The organism is Roseovarius sp. 10 (assembly GCF_033100315.1).
In the GTDB taxonomy this organism is placed as follows: Bacteria; Pseudomonadota; Alphaproteobacteria; order Rhodobacterales; family Rhodobacteraceae; genus M30B80.
The window spans coordinates 818,658-837,122 of sequence record NZ_JAWLVH010000001.1 but is presented as its reverse complement, the minus strand read 5'-3'; the positions used below and the strand labels follow the sequence as shown (position 1 = coordinate 837,122).

At 57.3% G+C, this 18,465-nt stretch carries 23 protein-coding genes and 1 tRNA gene; 9 read left to right on the top strand and 15 right to left on the bottom strand.

Annotated elements, in window-relative coordinates; all coding sequences use genetic code 11:
• Positions 1–37: 37 nt before the first annotated feature.
• Positions 38–892 carry a glycosyltransferase family 25 protein gene (locus RYZ18_RS04240; protein WP_317655132.1) on the bottom strand — a complete coding sequence of 285 codons (855 nt, stop codon included), beginning with the start codon at positions 890–892 and terminating at the stop codon, positions 38–40.
• Here RYZ18_RS04240 and RYZ18_RS04235 point away from each other — a divergent pair.
• The 6 genes from RYZ18_RS04235 (at position 891) to RYZ18_RS04210 (ending at position 5,998) form a co-directional block, all read left to right on the top strand.
• Positions 891–1,751: a glycosyltransferase family 25 protein gene (locus RYZ18_RS04235; RefSeq protein WP_317655131.1), complete on the top strand. Its 861-nt coding sequence runs from the start codon at positions 891–893 to the stop codon at positions 1,749–1,751. The genes RYZ18_RS04240 and RYZ18_RS04235 overlap by 2 nt on opposite strands.
• Positions 1,752–1,755: 4 nt before the next feature.
• Entirely contained in the window at positions 1,756–2,799 is a 1,044-nt protein-coding gene (locus tag RYZ18_RS04230; protein WP_317655130.1) for a glycosyltransferase, read from the top strand.
• Entirely contained in the window at positions 2,796–3,848 is a 1,053-nt protein-coding gene (locus tag RYZ18_RS04225) for a glycosyltransferase (RefSeq protein WP_317655129.1), read from the top strand. The genes RYZ18_RS04230 and RYZ18_RS04225 overlap by 4 nt, the downstream gene beginning before the upstream one ends.
• Entirely contained in the window at positions 3,845–4,627 is a 783-nt protein-coding gene (locus RYZ18_RS04220; RefSeq protein WP_317655128.1) for a glycosyltransferase family 25 protein, read from the top strand. The genes RYZ18_RS04225 and RYZ18_RS04220 overlap by 4 nt, the downstream gene beginning before the upstream one ends.
• Complete coding sequence (locus tag RYZ18_RS04215) at positions 4,624–5,082, top strand: methyltransferase family protein (RefSeq protein WP_317655127.1); 459 nt, start codon at positions 4,624–4,626, stop codon at positions 5,080–5,082. The genes RYZ18_RS04220 and RYZ18_RS04215 overlap by 4 nt, the downstream gene beginning before the upstream one ends.
• Before the next feature lie 139 nt (positions 5,083–5,221).
• Positions 5,222–5,998 carry a DUF1223 domain-containing protein gene (locus tag RYZ18_RS04210; RefSeq protein ID WP_317655126.1) on the top strand — a complete coding sequence of 259 codons (777 nt, stop codon included), beginning with the start codon at positions 5,222–5,224 and terminating at the stop codon, positions 5,996–5,998.
• Positions 5,999–6,006: 8 nt separating this feature from the next.
• On the opposite strand, the gene RYZ18_RS04205 is transcribed toward RYZ18_RS04210, so the two are convergent.
• On the bottom strand, positions 6,007–6,948 hold the full coding sequence (locus RYZ18_RS04205) for a lysophospholipid acyltransferase family protein (protein WP_317655125.1): 942 nt from the start codon (positions 6,946–6,948) through the stop codon (positions 6,007–6,009).
• A gap of 18 nt (positions 6,949–6,966) precedes the next feature.
• On the bottom strand, positions 6,967–7,404 hold the full coding sequence (locus tag RYZ18_RS04200; RefSeq protein ID WP_317655124.1) for a TIGR01244 family sulfur transferase: 438 nt from the start codon (positions 7,402–7,404) through the stop codon (positions 6,967–6,969).
• Positions 7,405–7,559: 155 nt separating this feature from the next.
• On the opposite strand from RYZ18_RS04200, the gene RYZ18_RS04195 reads away from it, so the two are divergent.
• The gene (locus RYZ18_RS04195; RefSeq protein ID WP_317655123.1) at positions 7,560–7,907 is read left to right on the top strand and encodes a TraR/DksA family transcriptional regulator; all 348 of its coding nucleotides are present in this window, start codon (positions 7,560–7,562) and stop codon (positions 7,905–7,907) included.
• Between the two features lie 10 nt (positions 7,908–7,917).
• Here RYZ18_RS04195 and RYZ18_RS04190 read toward each other — a convergent pair whose 3' ends face one another.
• The gene (locus RYZ18_RS04190) at positions 7,918–8,133 is read right to left on the bottom strand and encodes a hypothetical protein (protein WP_317655122.1); all 216 of its coding nucleotides are present in this window, start codon (positions 8,131–8,133) and stop codon (positions 7,918–7,920) included.
• Positions 8,134–8,293: 160 nt separating this feature from the next.
• Between RYZ18_RS04190 and RYZ18_RS04185 the strand changes: the two genes are divergently transcribed.
• The gene (locus RYZ18_RS04185) at positions 8,294–8,581 is read left to right on the top strand and encodes a DUF2312 domain-containing protein (protein ID WP_317655121.1); all 288 of its coding nucleotides are present in this window, start codon (positions 8,294–8,296) and stop codon (positions 8,579–8,581) included.
• Here the strand turns inward: RYZ18_RS04185 and RYZ18_RS04180 are convergent.
• Positions 8,578–9,453 (bottom strand): hypothetical protein, encoded by an 876-nt coding sequence (locus tag RYZ18_RS04180; RefSeq protein ID WP_317655120.1) that lies wholly within the window; start codon positions 9,451–9,453, stop codon positions 8,578–8,580. The two genes, RYZ18_RS04185 and RYZ18_RS04180, sit on opposite strands and share 4 nt — an antisense overlap.
• A 165-nt stretch (positions 9,454–9,618) precedes the next feature.
• Between RYZ18_RS04180 and RYZ18_RS04175 the strand changes: the two genes are divergently transcribed.
• A tRNA-Thr gene (locus tag RYZ18_RS04175) sits at positions 9,619–9,694 on the top strand.
• A 152-nt stretch (positions 9,695–9,846) separates the two neighbouring features.
• On the opposite strand, the gene iolB is transcribed toward RYZ18_RS04175, so the two are convergent.
• The 10 genes from iolB to RYZ18_RS04125 all read right to left on the bottom strand — a co-directional run bounded on the left by iolB (position 9,847) and on the right by RYZ18_RS04125 (position 18,457).
• Positions 9,847–10,647, bottom strand: coding sequence for a 5-deoxy-glucuronate isomerase (iolB, locus tag RYZ18_RS04170; RefSeq protein WP_317655119.1), 801 nt, complete (start codon positions 10,645–10,647; stop codon positions 9,847–9,849).
• A 26-nt stretch (positions 10,648–10,673) separates the two neighbouring features.
• Entirely contained in the window at positions 10,674–11,558 is an 885-nt protein-coding gene (gene purU / locus RYZ18_RS04165) for a formyltetrahydrofolate deformylase (protein WP_317655118.1), read from the bottom strand.
• Positions 11,559–11,573: 15 nt separating this feature from the next.
• Positions 11,574–12,569: an inositol 2-dehydrogenase gene (gene iolG / locus RYZ18_RS04160; protein WP_317655117.1), complete on the bottom strand. Its 996-nt coding sequence runs from the start codon at positions 12,567–12,569 to the stop codon at positions 11,574–11,576.
• 85 nt (positions 12,570–12,654) lie between these two features.
• The gene (locus tag RYZ18_RS04155; RefSeq protein WP_317655116.1) at positions 12,655–13,473 is read right to left on the bottom strand and encodes a 3-methyl-2-oxobutanoate hydroxymethyltransferase; all 819 of its coding nucleotides are present in this window, start codon (positions 13,471–13,473) and stop codon (positions 12,655–12,657) included.
• Positions 13,474–13,488: 15 nt separating this feature from the next.
• On the bottom strand, positions 13,489–14,274 hold the full coding sequence (locus RYZ18_RS04150) for a TIM barrel protein (RefSeq protein ID WP_317655115.1): 786 nt from the start codon (positions 14,272–14,274) through the stop codon (positions 13,489–13,491).
• A gap of 3 nt (positions 14,275–14,277) precedes the next feature.
• Positions 14,278–14,589 carry a MocE family 2Fe-2S type ferredoxin gene (locus RYZ18_RS04145; RefSeq protein ID WP_317655114.1) on the bottom strand — a complete coding sequence of 104 codons (312 nt, stop codon included), beginning with the start codon at positions 14,587–14,589 and terminating at the stop codon, positions 14,278–14,280.
• 51 nt (positions 14,590–14,640) lie between these two features.
• Complete coding sequence (locus RYZ18_RS04140) at positions 14,641–15,600, bottom strand: sugar phosphate isomerase/epimerase family protein (RefSeq protein ID WP_317655113.1); 960 nt, start codon at positions 15,598–15,600, stop codon at positions 14,641–14,643.
• Positions 15,597–16,601, bottom strand: coding sequence for a Gfo/Idh/MocA family oxidoreductase (locus RYZ18_RS04135; protein ID WP_317655112.1), 1,005 nt, complete (start codon positions 16,599–16,601; stop codon positions 15,597–15,599). The genes RYZ18_RS04140 and RYZ18_RS04135 overlap by 4 nt, the downstream gene beginning before the upstream one ends.
• Positions 16,602–16,620: 19 nt before the next feature.
• Positions 16,621–17,409 (bottom strand): ATP-binding cassette domain-containing protein, encoded by a 789-nt coding sequence (locus RYZ18_RS04130; protein ID WP_317655111.1) that lies wholly within the window; start codon positions 17,407–17,409, stop codon positions 16,621–16,623.
• A gap of 25 nt (positions 17,410–17,434) precedes the next feature.
• Complete coding sequence (locus RYZ18_RS04125) at positions 17,435–18,457, bottom strand: ABC transporter permease (protein ID WP_317655110.1); 1,023 nt, start codon at positions 18,455–18,457, stop codon at positions 17,435–17,437.
• Positions 18,458–18,465 lie beyond the last annotated feature (8 nt).

Below are 18,465 nucleotides of genomic sequence, written 5' to 3'. Positions count from 1 at the left end.
GTGAAACCAAAAGCCCCGCGCATCGCGCGGGGCTTTTTTATTTGGGTGGGTTTTCGGCGAATTCTACCTCGACAATCCGCGCTTGCCCCGTGGCCCATTGCCAGATTTGGCGGGGGGCTTGGTTTATTTCGGCGCTGCCGCGTTTGAGTTTGCGCCATGTTTTGGCCCATCCTTTGGGGCGCACGGCTTTGCCAAGGCCTGAGATATCAGAATTATAGGCATAGGCGCGCTGTGTCGCCATCGCGGGCACAATGATGCTGGCGGCCAAAGCACGGCGAATGGGGCTGACCGTGTCATTGAACAGGAAATGGTCAATCGGCACCCGCATCTTGCCGCGCCAAGACAGGGCCAGCTCCGCCCCCCGCCGCGACAGGATATAGGCCCCACCCCCGACATGACGCGAACGCATCGGGTGGATTGCGCGGCCTGAGGGGGTTTGACCAATTTGCGCGCCAAGCAATAGTTTGGATATGCCTTCGTTGAATTTCTCAAGTTTGACCGCCTCAGTGCCGCGCGGGATCCAATCAGAGGTCATTACCGCAGAGGCCAGATCAGCGGCGAGATAGATGTCATCCTCTAAAAAGAGGGCGAATTGCGCGTCTGTTTGCAGAAAGGCGGCCCAAGCCTCGGTGTGGCTGACGGTGCAGGCGCGGTCACCCAAACCAAGCCGACCCAAGGGGCCATATTCGGCAATCACAGCATCTATGCGGGCGGCATCCGCGCTTTGTGCATCACAGGCGGAATGACGAATGAAGGTCACGCCGCGCGCGCGCAGATGATCCCCGATCCGCTCGAGCCGATCAGGGCGGCGGTCGAGATTAACGACATAGATTGGGATATTTTGCGCCATGCGCGCCTCTGGGGTGATTTCTGCTTGCGGCGCATTTGTCATGAAAGCGGCTGTTGGGGCAAGCAATGATGCGCGGCGCTTGTGTTCAAACCCGTGGCTGGGCTATGCCATTCCCAAGGATAAAGGAGCGGCGCGCGTGCAAGACTGGCCTGTTTACGTCATCAATATGGACAGCAATGAAACGCGGCTCGCCCGTGTCGGCGCAGAGTTGGACGGCGCGGGTGTCGCATGGACGCGCCTGCCTGCGGTGAATGGTCGGGCGCTGTCCGAAGGCGAGTTGGCCCGCGTCTATGATGTGCGCGCCAATCGCCGCTACGCGCGGCATGATTTGGTGGCGCCTGAAATTGGCTGTTACCTCAGCCATATCAAGGCCGCTGAGTGGCTGTTGGAAAGCGGGGCTGAGGCCGCGGTGGTTCTAGAGGATGACCTGCGCATCACGGGTGACTTTGCCGCGACCCTATCCGCCTTGCAGGATGATCTGCAAAAGCGCCCCGCGGCATGGGATATGGTAAAGCTCTTTTCGTTCAAGCCTGTGCGCCTTGATCAGGCGCAGGCGATTGGGCTGGGCTTTACGCTGGGTCGCCCTGATCGCGTTCCCTCTACCACTTTGGGCTATGTTCTGACGCGGGCGGGGGCCGAAAAAATATTGGCCAAAGTGCCGCCGATTTTCCGCCCTGTCGATGAAGATCATAAGCATTTTTGGGAGTTTGATTTGCGCGTGGCGATGATTGCGCCGCAAACGATTGCCATAGGCGCGCAAGAGACGAGCGATGGCACAGTCGGCGATAGCCGCAAAAAAATGGCGCAGAAGGATCCGATTTGGATCAGGTTGTGGCGCTTTGGGCGGTATCGCGTGAATTACCGCCTGCACTTGGCGCGCGCACGGGCCAAGGGATTATAGGCGCGTGGTCAAACGGATCTTCCATATCATGATGGGGCGCGATGGTGGCACAGAGCGCTTCTTCCTTCGCCTGACCCAAGGGTTTCATGAGGCGGGGATCGAACAAGAATTTGCCGTGCGGCCCGCGCAAATCTGGCTGCCCGAATTGGCCCCGCGCGGGCGCGTGCATCAGGCGACCTATTTGCGCCGTGATCCGATCTCGCTCCTGCGTCTTTGGGGCTTGCATCGCCAAATTGCGCGGTTCGCGCCTGATGTGGTGATGGCATGGCGCGCCCCCGTTGCGCGCCTGATCCCCGATGGCCCATGGGTCAAGGTGCTGCGCCTTGGCGATTTTCCGTTCAATATCAAATATTTCCCGCGTCTTGACGCAGTAATTGCCAACACGCCCGACATTATCACCCATATTCGCGGCCAAGGGTGGCAGGGCGCAGCACACGTGATTTCAAACTTTCCGCCCGCGCCGAAAACTACATCGGGGGCGCATGTGCCCCAAGCCCCCCGCGCCAAAGGCGGGCGGGTCGTGGCGATTGGCCGCTTTGTCGGGATCAAGGGGTTTGACACGCTGATCCGCGCAATGAGCCACGCACCTGACGCAGAATTGTGGCTGATCGGTGATGGCCCACTAGAGGCGGATTTGCGCGCCTTGGTTGCCGATCTTGGTCTTGTGTCCCGCGTCCATTTCTTGGGGTGGCAAGGGGATATTCTGCCTTTTGTGCAGGCCTGCGATATCTTGGCCATGCCGAGCCGTGATGAGGCTTTGGGCAATGTCATCCTCGAGGCATGGGCGGCAGGGCTGCCCGTGGTCGCCACGCGCAGTCAGGGGCCGCTCTGGTATGGGGTGGATGGCGAGAATATGGATTTGGTTGATATTGATGATGCGCCTGCGATGGGGGCCGCGATTGCACGGCTGGGGGCAGATCCTGCGCGGCGCGCGCGATTGGCCGAAGCGGGCGCTGCAACCCTTGCAGCACGCTTTTCCAAAGAGGCAGTGATCGCGCAATATGTAACCCTTTTTCAAAATCTGGCCGAAGAAAAGGCGCTGCGATGACCGGACGCCGCGTGATCCATATGCATTTTGGCACCGATGGCGGGGCGGAGCGGTTCTTTGTCAATCTGTGTCAGGCTTTGGCTGAAGCGGGGGTTGAGCAGCGTTTTGTGATCCGCCCCAATCGGGCTTGGGCCGAGGATCTTCGCCCGCTTGGCGCGATTTATGAAACCAATTTTCGGCTTCTCAGCCCTCAATCCCTTTGGCTGCGGTGGCGCTTGCGCCAGATGCGCGCGGCGTGGCGGCCAGATGCGACATTTGCATGGATGTCGCGCGCCTCGAAACTCTTGCCCCAATCGGGTGGGGGGGTGCGGATCACGCGCTTGGGGGATTATCCGCGCCATTTGAAAAACTTCGCACGCAATGATGTGATCGTTGCGAATACGCCCGGTATTGCGCAGGCTTGCCGCGATTTGGGTTGGCAGCGTCCCCTTGGGGTGATTTCCAATTTCGTGCGCGAGGTGACACCGCGTGCGATCGCGCGCACCACCTATGACACGCCTGACGATGCCTTTTTGATTGTCGGGTCGGGGCGTTTCATTCATCGCAAGGGGTTTGACACGCTGATCCGTGCCTTCGCACAGGTGGAGGGCGCGTATTTATGGCTCGCGGGTGAGGGCGAAAAACGCCCCGCGCTCGAGGCGCTTGCCCGTGATCTTGGGGTGATAGATCGCGTTCGCTTTTTGGGTTGGGTCGAGGAGCCGATGCATCTTGTGGCCAGCGCAGATGCCTATGTCATGCCTTCGCGCCATGAACCGCTTGGGAATGTCATTCTCGAGGCATGGCGCAGTGCCACCCCTGTTGTCGCCACGCGCAGCGAGGGGCCATCATGGTTTTGTGAGGATGGCAAGGATGCGCTGCTTGTTGACATTGACGATGTTGATGCAATGGCACAGGCGCTCTTGCGATTGCGGGCGGAGCCAGACTTGGCCGCGCAATTGGTGACAGCGGGCCAAGCGCAATTATCCGAGAAATTCACCAAATCCCGCGTTGTGGCGCAATATTTGGCGCTGATTGACGGGGATTTGTCTGCAATGGATTTTGGCCGATGAAGGTGTTGATCATCAATATGGCAACGGCCACGGATCGTATGGCGTTTATGGCCGCGCAGATGGATCATTTCGGTCTGGACTGGGCGCGGATTGAGGCGATCACCCCCGACACGTTAACCCCGCCTGCCGATGATCCTGTATGGCATCGGTGGCAGCGCCCCTTGCGGGTGACAGAAATGGCGCTTTGCGCTTCGCATATGGCCGCGTGGCGCGCTGTGATTGCGGCGGATGTCCCGCATTTGATTTTAGAGGATGACGCGACCTTGGCCGCGGATTTGCCCGCCTTCCTCGCGGGTGTTGCGGGGTTGACCGATGTCGATCACATCTCGCTTGAGACGCGCGGTCGCAAAAAGGTTTTGGGCCGTGTCTTGCATTCTGCGGCCCCGATGCTGCGCCTGTGGCAGGATCGAACGGGTTCTGCGGCCTATATCGCCTATCCTAAGGGGGCAAAGCTGATGCTTGATCACGCGCTGCGTGTGGGTGGGCCATCGGATGCGATTATTTCCTCCACATATGGGATGCGCAGCTATCAGGCTGTTCCTGCTTTGGCGGTGCAATTGGATATTTGTGCGCAATATGGGGTGCCGCAGGCGCTTGAAACTCGATCATTGATTGATGCCGTTGAAAAGCCGCGCTTGCCGGTGTCAGGCATGGCGGCGCTTGGGTTTCGGACACGGCGGATTTGGGGGCAGATCGTCATGGGATGGCGCCAGTTGCGGTATCGGGGCACAAGGCTGCATGTTGCGCCTGCGCGCGATTGGCCAAAGATCACGCTATGAGGGCGTTACGGGCCTATATTGATATTCCACCGATATGGCTGTTCCTTGCCGCAGCGGTGGCGTGGATCTTGGCGCGAGAATTGCCCCTGATCATGGCCTTTGGCCCCGTGTTTCGTGTCGGCGGGGGTTTGACCATCGCTGTGGGGGTCGCCGTGATCTTATGGGCGGCTTGGTTTTTCTATCGGGCCAAAACACCGATTGAACCGCGCCATACCCCAAAGGCTTTGATCACATCTGGCCCGTTCAAATATAGCCGCAACCCGATCTATTTAGGCATGGTGTTGATTTTAATCGGGTGGGTATTGGTTTTGGGTGCGCTATCGCCTGTCTTGATCCCCTATCTCTATTTTTGGATGGTGGATCAACGATTTGCTGCCCCTGAGGAGGAGGGGTTGCGCCACGCGTTCGGCGTTGAGGGACTGCGCTATATTCAAACCACGCCGCGTTGGATTTAACGCTTCTTTGGTTTCCTTCGATAACAATCGCGGCCATAGTTGTGGCATGGGTGGAATATTACCGTGGCTCGCAAAGGCTTGATTGGCGCAGTCGCGAAAAGCGGCCTATGTGAAAGGGGACAGTGCAAGAGGGATGATGATGACAGGCTCGCTGCTGCAAATGGTTCTAGGTCGGATGGTCATTGGCCTGCGCCCCATGGTGCAGGCGCTCTGTTTTGCGATTTTAGCCATCATGGCCCTTTCCCCCAAAATGGCCGAGGCGCAATTATCCGCAACAGGCCCTGTTGTTGTGGAATTGTTCACCTCGCAAGGCTGTTCCTCTTGCCCGCCTGCGGATGCCTTGCTCAATGAATTGGCCACGCGGGGCGATGTTTTGCCCTTGGGTCTGCATGTGGATTATTGGGATTATATCGGTTGGCCCGACACATTCGCCCAACCTCAATTCTCGCGGCGCCAAGAGGCCTATGTGCGCGCCGCAGGGGGGCGGCGGGTTTATACGCCGCATATGGTCGTGGGGGGGCATGATCATCTGGTGGGGGCGCAGCCGATGGAATTGGCCGATTTGATCCGCGCCCATGCCGCGCAGGGCTATCCTGTTGCGGTCGAGCTTATTCGCAGTGCAGACGGCTATCGCCTGACGGCGCAAACCACGCAGACTGCGCCAATGGTGGTGCAGGTGATCCGCTATACCCCGCGTGCTGAGGTGGATATCACCCGTGGCGAGAATGCGGGGCGTGATGCCCATTACAGCAATGTGGTGCGGGGTTTGGAAATCTTGGGCGATTGGGATGGCCGCGCCCCGTTTGTGCGCACGATCACGGCAGAGGCAGAGACGGATTTGGCCGTGGTGGTGCAGGCCCGTCTTGGCGCTGGTGCGCTTGGCCCTGTGATGGGGGCTGCACGGGCGCCTCAATAAACGGGGCGCTACAAATCGCGGCGCAGCGCCTCTTCCTCTTCGGGATCTAGATCAAAATAACGCAATTGGCGTTCCGGCTTCCAGCGGCGATGCACCCACAGCCATTGTTCGGGTGTTTCGCGGATGCGCCGCGATATTGCATCTGAAATGGCCTGCGTCATGGCCTCGGCTGTGTCATGCGGGATGGGCGCATCGACCAGAATATCGAAATCCAAGCCATTTTCACAGCGGCGTGCAAAAATTGGCACAACCAGCGCGTCATGGCGCAACGCCATTTCCGCCCCCGTCAGGGCCGTTGGTGCAGGTTTGCCTAAGAAATCAACGCGCACCCCGTCTGCAAAATATTGATCCAACAAGATGGCGCATTGCCCTCCCCCCTTAATGTGGCGCAGGAATTGCGCCACGCCCCGCCGCCCGCGGGGAAAGGCGGGGCCGCCGAATGCGCGCATCGTATCTTCGTAATGGGCATTCACATAGCCATTGTTCATTGGGCGATAGAGCCCGCCCATGTGATAGCCGCGTTGGTTCATGGCGCTGCGAAAGGCTTGGTAATTGCCGAAATGGCCTGAGACAAACAGGATCGGGCGCCCCGCCTGTCGCGCGGCTTCGGCCGCCTGCCATCCCGCGCCATGAGGCTGCCAGTGCCCTGCACGGGCAATCAGGTCGGGTGCGGAATATTGCTCGATCACCGAACGGCCCAGATTATCTAAACTGGCATCGGCAATATCCGCGCGCCGTTTCTCGGGCAGATCAGGCCAGATATAGGCCAGATGCCCCATCGCGCGGCGGCGAAACCCCGCAAGCGGCCCCAACACGCGCCGCGTCAGCCATCCGATCAAGGCCACACGCTGCGCATAGGGCAGGGCGCGTGCCGCCGCCAGAACCGCTTGGAACAGGGCGTTTACGACCCAATCAACAGGGGTGCGGCGATCTCGGTCATAGGCGGCCATGGCGGCTGTATCTTTCCCTCAGCCATCCGCGCGGGTGGATGCCACATGGTCAATCTGCGGGCCGAGATGGGGCATCGGATAGCCCGCAGTGGCAATCGCGTCCAAAATATCATCCCGCGCCATGGTGCCTGCAAGGGCAAAGGCCGACAAAACCGCCGAACGCGTGCCAGAGGCGCAATAGGCCAAAATCTTGCCGCTGCTGCCCTCAATCGCATCGGCCTGTTCGTCAATCATGTCCATGCTTAACCCCGCAGCCCCCATTGGGTTATAGACAAATTCCAAGCCCGCCGCTTCGGCCGCGGTCTCAAATGCCGCTGCTTGGAGGGCTTCGGGGTTCTCGGCATCGGGGCGGTTGCAGATCAAGGCTGTGAACCCTTCTGCTTTGAGGGCGGCCAAATCCTCGGGTGCGACTTGCGGCGAGACAAAGATTTTATCGGTGATTTGGCGCAGTTCCATTTCGGGGCATCCTTTGGTTGGGCGGCTATCTCGCCCAATCTAGGCAGGGTTGGGGCCAAGGGCAATTGCAGAAGTTGACACAAATCAAAGCGGCGCTGCCTGCCTCGCGGCACTGTTGGGGGGTGAACAGGCAAGTTTTAGGAAAGGATAGGGTTATGAGTGGCCATCTGAGTAAAACTGCGATTGCCGCAAAGCGTGATCAATTACAGACACGTTTGGCGCAATTGGATCAGCGCATTCACACTGTGGAGGATGCGCTTGACGCCCCCCATTCGCGCGATTGGCCCGAAGCCGCCAAAGAGCGCGAAGATGACGAGGCCCTTGAGGCGCTTGGCCTTGAAGCACAGCATGAGATTGCGATGATAAACGCGGCAATCGCGCGCATAGATGCAGGGCAATATGGGATATGCACCTCTTGCGATTTGCCAATAGCCGAAGACAGGCTAGAGGTTCTGCCCTTTACGCCGTTTTGCCGTGATTGTGCCGCACAGGCGGCCCATTGAGCCGCGCGTTTCAGGCGAGGAAAATTCCAACCACCACGGACATCAGCCCGAGCGCTGAGAGCAAAAGCGCGCCCATATTGATCACCACGATCCGTTGCAATTTTGCGCGCAACTCAGCCTCAGGCAGGCCCGCGCGTTTGGCGGCCATGGCCGCGAAAATGCAATAGGCCAAAAAGCCAAGACCGATCAGTGTTAGCCCCGTCCCGATCCAAACAAGCCATTCCATCGCGCATATTCCCTTGGGCTTAGACTTCACCGCCTGCGGGCTAACGCGATTGCGGCCTTCGCGCAATCCCTTTGCGCCAAACGCGCTTGCGAAAGCCAAGGACAGGCGCTAGGTCATGGGCCGCAGAATTGCGCTGACCCGCCCTAAGGAGAGATGTGTCATGGATGACCAAATTGCCCCAAGCCCCGCTGCCCCCTCCTCCTCGGATGCGACCTATCGGGTCACCGCAGATGAGCTGCGCGCCTTTATCGAGCGGTTCGAGCGTCTCGAAGCCGAGAAAAAAGACATCGCCGATCAACAAAAAGAGGTGATGGCCGAGGCCAAAGGGCGCGGTTACGACACCAAAGTCATCCGCAAGCTGATTACATTGCGCAAGCGTGAACCTGACGATATCGCCGAAGAAGAAGCCGTGCTTGAAATGTATAAAGAGGCGCTTGGGATGCGCTAAGGCGCAATCATCCTCACCCCTTCGATCTGTGCCACGCTGAGCAAATCCGCCTCATAGGCCGCACTCATTCGGTCGAGCAGGGTTTGATCCCAATCTGGGATTGTGCAGGCCTCAACCATGAGATCTTCTTTCGCGTATCGCTCTAGGAATGCCAGATGGATACGGCGTAAATGCGCGGTCGACTGGGGCGGGTTTGTCATCAAGTAAAGCTCCATCTGCGCGGCCACAGATTTATCAAGCAAAGACGCGACCAAATCGCTTTCGCCCTTGAGGCGGGTGTCGGGCGGTAGGCCCGCCAAGGCACGCATCACATCGCCCCAAATCAAGGGCGTATCTTCGTTGGCCCAAACTGTCAGCTGTGCATCAGGTTGAGCCGCGCGCAGCCGTTGCAGCATCTCTGACCACCGCAGGGCTTCGGGCTGTATATCCGCCGCAAATTCGTTGAAGTCATCATAACGCGATGCCCGAAATAATGCGGGCAAAAGCGTGCTTGGATCTCGCAACGCAATAAAGAATTCGATCTCGGCCTCGGGGAAAAGGGCGCGCATATTGTCAGTCTGCCGCTCAATCGCGGGCCAAAATTGTGCACCTTGCGCAACAAGACGATTGATCGAGACAAGCCTTGGGTCAGATAACACCAAACGCTTGGGCGTTCCCGCACCCAGTATCGCATCTAAAAGCGCCTCGGTGATCTCGCGCGAAGCGGCCTTGCCTTTGAGTGCGCGCATGGTGTCGCGCAGCACGGTGCGGAATTGCCCCGCCTCAGGGATTGCAACCCCTAAGGCCGCCAATTCGGCGGTGTTTTTGTTTAGCGCAGCCAATAACATATCGTCATCCGTGCATGGCGCACCGAGATGAAAAGCAACCTGCATAAAAGGCCCAGTCCTTATTATCGCTCGTAACCCTAAGGTGCAAATTACAGAAGGGTCAGGATTTGCGCAAATCCTAATGCCGCAGAGAGGCTGAATGTTTCTTTCGGAAATTTTTCAAGCAGCCTCTTGCGTCCGCCCGCATAAAGCCCTATTTCCCCGCGCAGTGCCCCTATAGCTCAGCTGGTAGAGCATCTGATTTGTAATCAGAGGGTCCGCGGTTCGAGTCCGTGTGGGGGCACCATTTCATATTAAAACACTAGATTTAAGTGCGGTGTTCCGATGGGCCGTTTGCGCGCTGCTATGCGCTGCTATGCGGCGCAGTGACCCCTGTGCAAGCGAAGGGCGCTGTCCGTTTTAGGATGGTGGCGGTGCGGCAGGCGGCTTTTGTCTGCGTTATTTTGGCATCAAAAAATCAACAGCGGGATCGGCCTGAAAGCGCCATTTGCGCAACGGGCCTGCCATGACGTTGAGGTAATAAAGTTCAAACCCGTGCGGTGCGCCGCAGGGGTGGTGGCCGCGTGGCACCAGAACCACATCGTGATCTTGCACGGCCATCACCTCGTCCAAGCTGCCATCTTCGGTATAGACGCGCTGCAGCGCGAAACCTTGGGCAGGGTTGATGCGGTGGTAATAGGTTTCCTCAAGATAGGTGATATTGGGATAATCATCCTCATCATGGCGATGACTGGGATAGGATGACCAATTCCCTGCGGGGGTAAATACCTCGGTCACCAGCAGGCTGTCGCAGTAATCTTCTGCTTCCATCGCGATATTGTTGATGAAGCGGGTGTTGTTGCCTTCGCCCCGCTGCGTCAGCGTGATCCCGTCAGGGCCAATCTTGCGCGGCCCGTGGCCCGATTTCCCAGGCGCGGCACAAACCGCGACCGTGCAATCAGTCTGCGCCACCAAAGACCAATCGCTGTCATTTGGCACATAAAGGCAATGGGGCGGGGTTTTTTCGAACACATCCATCCGATCCCCCAACACGCCCCAATCTTGCCCTGCGGCGGTGATCTGCGCCTTGCCTTCGACCATGACCAAAATCACCTCATTCGCCCCCGTGAGTTCAGCGGCCTTTTCGCCTGCACGCAGGCGATAGAGCGAAAATCCCACATAACGCCACCCCGCGCTTGCGGGGGTAATCTCATGGGTTTTGCCATGGCTGCCAAAGGGTTTGAGCTGCAATTGGGGCATGGTTTTGGGCCTTTCTTCTGCGGGGTTTATCCCATCCGCTCCGAGGCGTAGGAGCCAGGTGAGGGCGGGAAAACCACGGTCTTGTCGCCGTTGAGGAACACGCGCCCTTTGACATGGGCATGGATCGCGCGGGCGAATACTTGCGCCTCAACATCACGGCCAAGCGAGACATAATCCTCGGCCGATTGGGCATGGGTGACGCGGATGATATCTTGCTCGATAATCGGGCCTTCATCAAGGTCAGCGGTCACATAATGCGAGGTCGCGCCGATCAGTTTTACCCCTCGTTCAAACGCTTGCTTATAGGGGTTCGCGCCTTTGAAAGAGGGCAAGAAGGAATGGTGGATATTGATAATCCGCCCAGACATTTTGCGGCACAGATCATCTGACAAAATCTGCATATAGCGCGCGAGGACGACCAATTCTGCCCCCGTTTCTTCGACCACGGCCATAATGCGCGCCTCGGCATCTGGTTTGTTTTCCTTGGTCACTTTGATGCAGTGAAACGGGATGTCGTGGTTCACCACCAGTTTTTGATAATCCATGTGGTTCGAGATCACCGCAACAATCTCAACGGGCAAGGCGCCGATGCGCCACCGATAGAGCAGATCGTTCAAACAATGACCAAAGCGGGAAACCATGATGACCATCTTGCGCTTGACGGCCTCGTCAAAAAATTCGGCCTCCATGCCAAAGGCCGCGGCGATTGGGGCAAATGCATCCTGCAACCCGTCTAGCCCCTGACCTTGTTCCGAGCGGAAACTGACGCGCATAAAGAAATTACCCGTTTCGGTGTCGTCAAATTGGGCGCTGTCGGTGATGTTGCAGCCTTGATCGGCGAGGAATGTGGAAATCGCGGCCACAATACCCCGCCTGCTGCTGCATTGCACCCGAAGGGCGTAACTGCTCATGGAATGCGCCCCGCCTTAGATGTCAGCCAGAAGAACGGGCTGCCCCGTTTTCGCGGATTTTGTTGCCGCCTCGGCCATTGCAAGGGCCAAAACCCCATCGGCCAAGGTGACGGGCAGGGCGGCCCCTTCGGTGATCGCCGCAACAAAGGCCGACCATTCAGCCTTGTAGGCCTGCATATAGCGTTCAAGGAAGAAATAGGTGGGCTTGGCCCCCGTTACGCCATCGGTGCCTGATTTTACGACCGTATTTTCAAGCATATTTTGCGCCTGCAAGAGGCCCTCTGACCCAAGCAGCTCCACGCGTTGATCATAACCATAAACCGCGCGGCGCGAGTTTTTGATGACGGCCAATTCGCCGCCTGCATAGCGCAAGGTCACAATCGCCGTGTCAAAATCACCTGCCGCGCCGATGTCTGGATCCACGATTGAGGAGGCCGTGGCACTGATCGAAACAGGGGCAGAGCCCATGATGAAATTCGCCATGTCAAAATCATGGATCATCATATCGCGGAAAATCCCGCCAGAGACTTTGATATAAGCAACAGGTGGGGGGGCGGGATCAAAAGAGGTGATCGAGAGCAATTCCGCCTTGCCAATCTCGCCGCCCGCAAGCGCGGCTTTAAGCGCGCCAAAATTTGTGTCAAAGCGGCGGTTGAACCCGATCATCACGGGGCGGCCTGTGGCATCGACCACGTTTTGGCAGGCGCGCGCGCGCTCAAGGCTGAGGTCAACGGGCTTTTCGCACAGCACGGCCTTGCCCGCGCGGGTGGCAGCCTCCATCAAATCGGAATGGGTGTCGGTTGAGGTTGCAATCAGCACAGCGTCAATCGCGGGGTCTGCGATGATCTCATCCGTGCTGCGCGCCACAGCCCCGTATTGCGCCGCCAATTTTTCAGCCGCCTCAGGATAGAAATCTGATACCGCGACCAACTCGCTTTGGGGGTGTGAGGTAATGGCTGTGGCATGCACGCCCGCGATGCGGCCCGCGCCGAGAAGTCCAACTTTCAACATGATCTGTGCCTTTTCTTCGGGTCAAAACCCGTGGGAGTGTGAGTCTCAAGTGTTAGCGCCAAATGTGAGGATGCCCGCGTCCGCGTCAAGCGCCGAGTTTGGCAAGAAAAGCATCATATTCAGAATCCGCTATCGCCACGCTATGCCCTGCTTCGGGGTATCCGCCTTGGTCGACATCTGCCTTGAATTCACGAAAGGCTGCGATGCGCTCTTGCTGAAGGCGTTCAAATTCAGGGGCGAAATTGCGATACATTTTGCCGTGCCGCGGTTTGTGGTTTTTGCCATAGCCGCAGACATCTTCGGTAAAGAGATATTGCGCATCCGCATATTTGCCTGCCCCCATGCCCAGCATCACGAGAGATGAATTCTCGGTCAGATATTGCGCGACACGATCAGGCACGACTTCAAGCTCAGCGGCAAAAACGCCGATTTCTTCAAGCTTTTTGGTATGGCGCCAAAGCGCGGCGGCCTCGTCTGCGGTTTTTCCAACAGCACGCCATCCTGTCCAGGTTATGTAACTTGGGATTAGACCGATATGCCCCACAACGGGCAAGTGATTGTCGCACAACACCTTTTGAATGTCATAGGAGGCGGCGCAGTAATAGGCATCGCCGCCCAGCCCCGCGTAATGAAAGGCCGCGCACAGGTAATCTTCGGCGGTCGCAATGGGCCGCCCTTCGAAACGCCCCCAACCGCCATAGGGCAGGCCGACCTGAACGAAACAATCGCCGGCCGCTTCGCGCATCTCTGCATCAAAAAAGCGCCCCTCAATCGAGAGCATGTGAATACCCGCTGCATGGGCTGCGGCGGCCTCCTCAGGCGTGGTGACGAATAACATAGAAATTTTTTCACCGCGCTTTTTCATGGCGCGAATATCTTCGACATGGGGGCGATTGTGATACATGGGATGTCTCGCTGATTAAAACTGTGGCGATAGGGTAAAGGCTGTGCGGAACGCGTCTAACGCCTCCTCAGGGGTGCGGGAGGCAAAGGCCTCCATGCCCACGGGGCCGTTGTAGCCCATTTTCTGAAGGGCGCGGGCAATGTTTGGCCAATGCATTTCACCTGTTCCAGGCTCGCAGCGGCCAGGGTTGTCGGCCACTTGCACCTCGCCGATCCAAGGCAGGCAGGCCTCAGCCCATCGGATCACATCGCCTTCGCCAATTTGCGTGTGGTAAAGATCAAGATTGATCCGCAGTTCTGGGCGATTAATGCTCGACACCAGTTCTAAGACGTCATTCGTGCTTGAAAACGGGCATCCTGGATGGTCGCGCAGATTGAGGTTTTCGAGCGTAAACACCACGCCCTCGCGCGCGGCAAGATCACAGATGCGATGCAACGTGTCGCGTGCGCGTTGCCACATACCAGGCGCGACATGGGCAAGCTGCGGGATTGGCAGGCCCTGATCGCCCAGACCCGTGCCATGCAAATTATACCGCGCCACACCAAGCCTTTTGCCTTGTTCAACCGCCTCGGCCGCAGAGGCCAAAAGCATATCTGCGCCCTCTGCATCGGCCAATCGACCCTGCAGGTAGCCGTTCATTATCGTGAAAGTCGCACCAGTGCGGGCGAGGGCATCAATATCCCAAGCGGGCCAATTCCACAGGCCCACGCCAAACCCCATCTCATGCAGGCGCGCCGCCCGCCATGAGATCGGTTTATCCTGCCACAACATTTCGGCACATGCGGCGAGTTCAAAGGCCATCTTTTAGATCTCCACAAACACGCGGCCCGCTTCGACCTTGGTTTTATAGGTGTGCAAATTCTCGCAGGCGGGGGGTGTTTCAACTTCGCCTGTGCTGACATCAAAAATCGAGGAATGTTTTGGACATTCAATCGTGGCTTCTACGACCAAGCCCTCGCACAGATGCACATCTTCATGGGTGCAGAGCCCGTCTGTGCAATAGTAATTATCCTCGTGATCGCGCACGATGATAAAAGTACGATCCCCGTGATCAAAGCGGATCACATCTTCTTCGGCGATGTCAGTGGCGGCGCAGGCGTCAATCCATTCGGCCATGGTCAGTCCTTTCTTCTGTGTCAGTCAACCTCTGCCCTAGCGGGCATACGGTTAAATATCCTGTAGTTTAAAATCTGCGGGTTTGTCGGGCATCACGGCGTGCAGCAACGCCACTGATTTTTCCAAACCCTCGAGCGAATTGAGCAGCACGTCCTCATGTTCAATGGACAGCCACCCATCATAGCCGCCCATTTTAAGCCGATAACAAAATTGCCGCCACCAATGCGCGCCATGACCGTAGCCCAAGGTGATGTATGACCAACTGCGCGCAGGGATATCCAACAACGAGCCATTTTCAAGCAAGCTGGTTGTGGCTTGCACAGGGGGGTTTAGGAAGGTGTCTTTCGCATGCACATGATACACTGCAGCACCCAAAGCCTCAGCCGAGATGAGCGGGTCTGCCCCCATCCAAAACAAGTGCGAGGGATCAAGATTGGCCCCAATAATCGGCCCAATTTCCGCGCGCAGTTTCAGCAAAGACGGCACATTGTAGACGCATTGATTGCCATGCAATTCGAGCGCAATCTGGCGCACCCCTTCGGCTTCGGCAGTTTTGGCGATGTCAGTCCAAAACGGGATCAGTTTTTCGTGCCACTGATAGGTCAAGATCGTCTGCGTTTCAGGGGGCCAGCTTGAGACAACCCAATTGGGCATCGTATCACCCGGCGCACCTGCGGGCAGCCCCGACATTGTGCAAACTTTGGCTACCCCCATCTGGCCGGCCAGTCGTAACGTGCGGCGCAGATCGGCCCCTTGTTTGGGGTCGGTCGGGTGCAATGGATTGCCATTGGCATTAAACGCAATGATCTCAAGGCCTCGATCGGCAAAAGCCTTAAGGAAGGTTTTCTGCGCGGCGCTGTTATCAAGCAGGTCGTCAAGACTGCAATGGGGTGCGGTTGACCAACCGCAAGTATTGACCTCAACCCCGCTGACACCAAGGCGCGCTGCATGATCAAGCATATCCTCAAAAGACAACCCGCCGAGACTGTCGGATACAAAGCCAAGCTTCATTTATAAAACTCCGGTTTTGGGGCCATGGTGACGGGGTGCTTGCACCCTTCGGCCAAGGCACGCGTGCCTGCCATCGCGACTACGGCGGCGGCATAGCCATCCCAACAATCTGCCGCGCGGGAAGGGAATTGACCGCTGTCTACAAAGGTCAAGAAATCGCGGTTTTGGCGCAGATAGGCCTCGTGGTAGCGGCCACGCCAATCGCTTTCATATCGGGTAGCGGCCTGCAGCCCTGCATCGAGCCGCGTATAGGCGATGGGGGCCATGGTGATGCTGCCTGTCTCCCCAACCAATTCGGCCCGCACATCATACCCATAGGCCGCATTGTTGTTGATCTCGATGGTGACCAGTTGATCATCATCCGTCTCAAGCACCATAATCACAGGGGCCACGACATCATCTGAACGGCGCGGTTGATACGCGCTGATGGATGTATATTCACAGCCCAAAACATGACGGACCACATCAAATTCATGGGGCGCAGAATTGGTGATCGCCATAGCCCCTGTAAATTCTGCATTCGGCGTTTCCACATTGCGGTGGAAATTATGCATCATCAAGGCGCGGCCAAGTGCCCCTTGGGTTAAGGCATCGCGCATCTCGATATAGGATTGGTCATAGCGGCGCATGAAGCCCAACATCACATGGCGGTGGCCAGCTGTGATTTCAGCCTCCATCACCGCGAGGCATTCGGCGACATCTTGACTGAGGGGTTTTTCGCATAAAACAGGCTTACCTGCTTGGGTGGCCCGCAAAGAGAGGGGCGCGTGAGTAAAATCGGGCGAGGCGATCACAAGCGCATCGACATCTGCGCGCGCAATCACCGCAGCGGGGTCTGTAGATATATCCCGCGCGCCGCAGCGATCCGCAACAGAGCGCGCGCGGGTTTCGTCCATATCGCAGATCACCTCAAGCGTGGCATTGGGCAATTCTTCGGCGATGATCTGTGCGTGATCCGCCCCCATTAGCCCCGCCCCGATAACAGCAAGTCTGATACTCAATTTTTGTCTCCGATCACAGTTAGATCTGCGCTTCGATGGTGGCTTCAAGGTCTGCCATAGATTCCCCGCCCGCCATCAAATCAGCGATTTCTTCACGGGTTTTCTCGCCTTTGCGGAAATCAGCGGCGACCGCGCCACGAATGAGAACGGCAAAGTGATCGCCAACGGCCATGGCATGCATGACCTGATGGGTGATGAAAATCACCGCAAGCCCGCGCTTTTTGGCTTCGTTGACGATACGCAGCACATGGGCCGCTTGTTTGACCCCAAGGGCCGCTGTCGGTTCATCAAGGATCAAAACCCGTGCCCCGAAATAGACCGCGCGCGCAATCGCAAGCGATTGCCGCTCGCCCCCTGAGAGGCCGCCGACCAACCGGTCACCATCATCAATGCGGGTGATGCCAAATTTCTGCACCTGTTCCACCGCAATGCGATTGGCGGTTTTTCGATCAAAAATCTTGAACGGGCCAAAGCCGATTGTTGGTTCTGCCCCTGCAAAAAAATTCCGTCCAATCGACATCAGAGGATAGGTTCCGCCGAATTGATGCACCGTTGCAATGCCCATGTCCTGCGCATCTTTGGGGCCAGTGAAGTTCACGGGTTTTCCATCCATGAACATCTCGCCGCGGGTGGGCTGATGCACCCCTGATAAAGTTTTGATCAGGGTCGATTTGCCCGCGCCATTATCGCCCAAGAGACATAAAACTTCGCCCTCATGCACCTTGAGGCTGATCTCATGCAGGACATCAATCGGGCCAAAGCTTTTGTCGACCTTGCGCATCTCTAGAACTGGGTGGTGTTGTGTCACAGGTTTGATCTCCCGATGGGTTCGGTTAAGGCGCTGGGGTCGCTGGTTTTGGGCGGCGTTTGGATTTTGCCCCAACAAGGCCAAAGGCCATTTGCCGAAAGCTGGTGTTCATCGCGACCGCGATCAAAAGCATCACGCCGATGATGAAGTTTGACCAATTGCGGTCAATATCTGTGAAATCGATGCCTTTGTTGACGATGGCAAAGGTGAGGGTGCCTACGAAAATTCCTGTGATCGAGCCAAACCCACCGCTCAGCAATACACCACCCACAACAACGCTGACGATGATGTTGAAAATATCATTCATGCCGCCCGATACTTGGGCGGAATTGAACAAAATGGCCTGACACATTCCCACAAAGGCGGCGGAGGTGGCGCTCATCACGAAAAGCGCGATGGTCATGCGATCTACGGGGATGCCCGCATTTCGCGCGCTTTCACGATCCCCACCAATGGCAAAAATCCAATTGCCAAAGCGGCTGTGATGCAAAAACACCCAAGCCAAAACCGCACATCCGATCCACCATAAAATAAGCACCTGATGTGCGCCGCCAAAAATGAAATCCCCAAACAGGGTCTTGGCCCAATCAGGGGCATTCAGCGGCACAGAGGCGCTGCCCGTCAAAATTTTAGAACCTGCCAAGACCACCCCTTGCATTCCGACCAGCGTGGCCAAGGTGATGATGAGGGTCGGCACATTGGTGCGCACGGCTAGGATACCATTGATAAAGCCCACGATTAGTCCAATCCCAAGGGCGCCTGCGATACCATAGGCAATGGGAAGGCCGTAATGGCCAGAAATAATCGCAACGCTCATCGCACCCGCAGGGATCATGGCGCCGATGGAGATGTCAATCTCGCCAGAGATCATCAACAATCCCACGGGTAAGGCCACAATCCCAATCCGCGCTGCGTAATTGGCCCAACTGGCCGCACCGAATAATGTCTCAAGATTGACGCCGCCAATCAGCACGTAAAACAGCAAAACGGCAAAGAGGCTGAGAACCGATGCGCTTGCGGGGCGTGCCAAAAGTGAAAGACCGATCATGCCCCCCT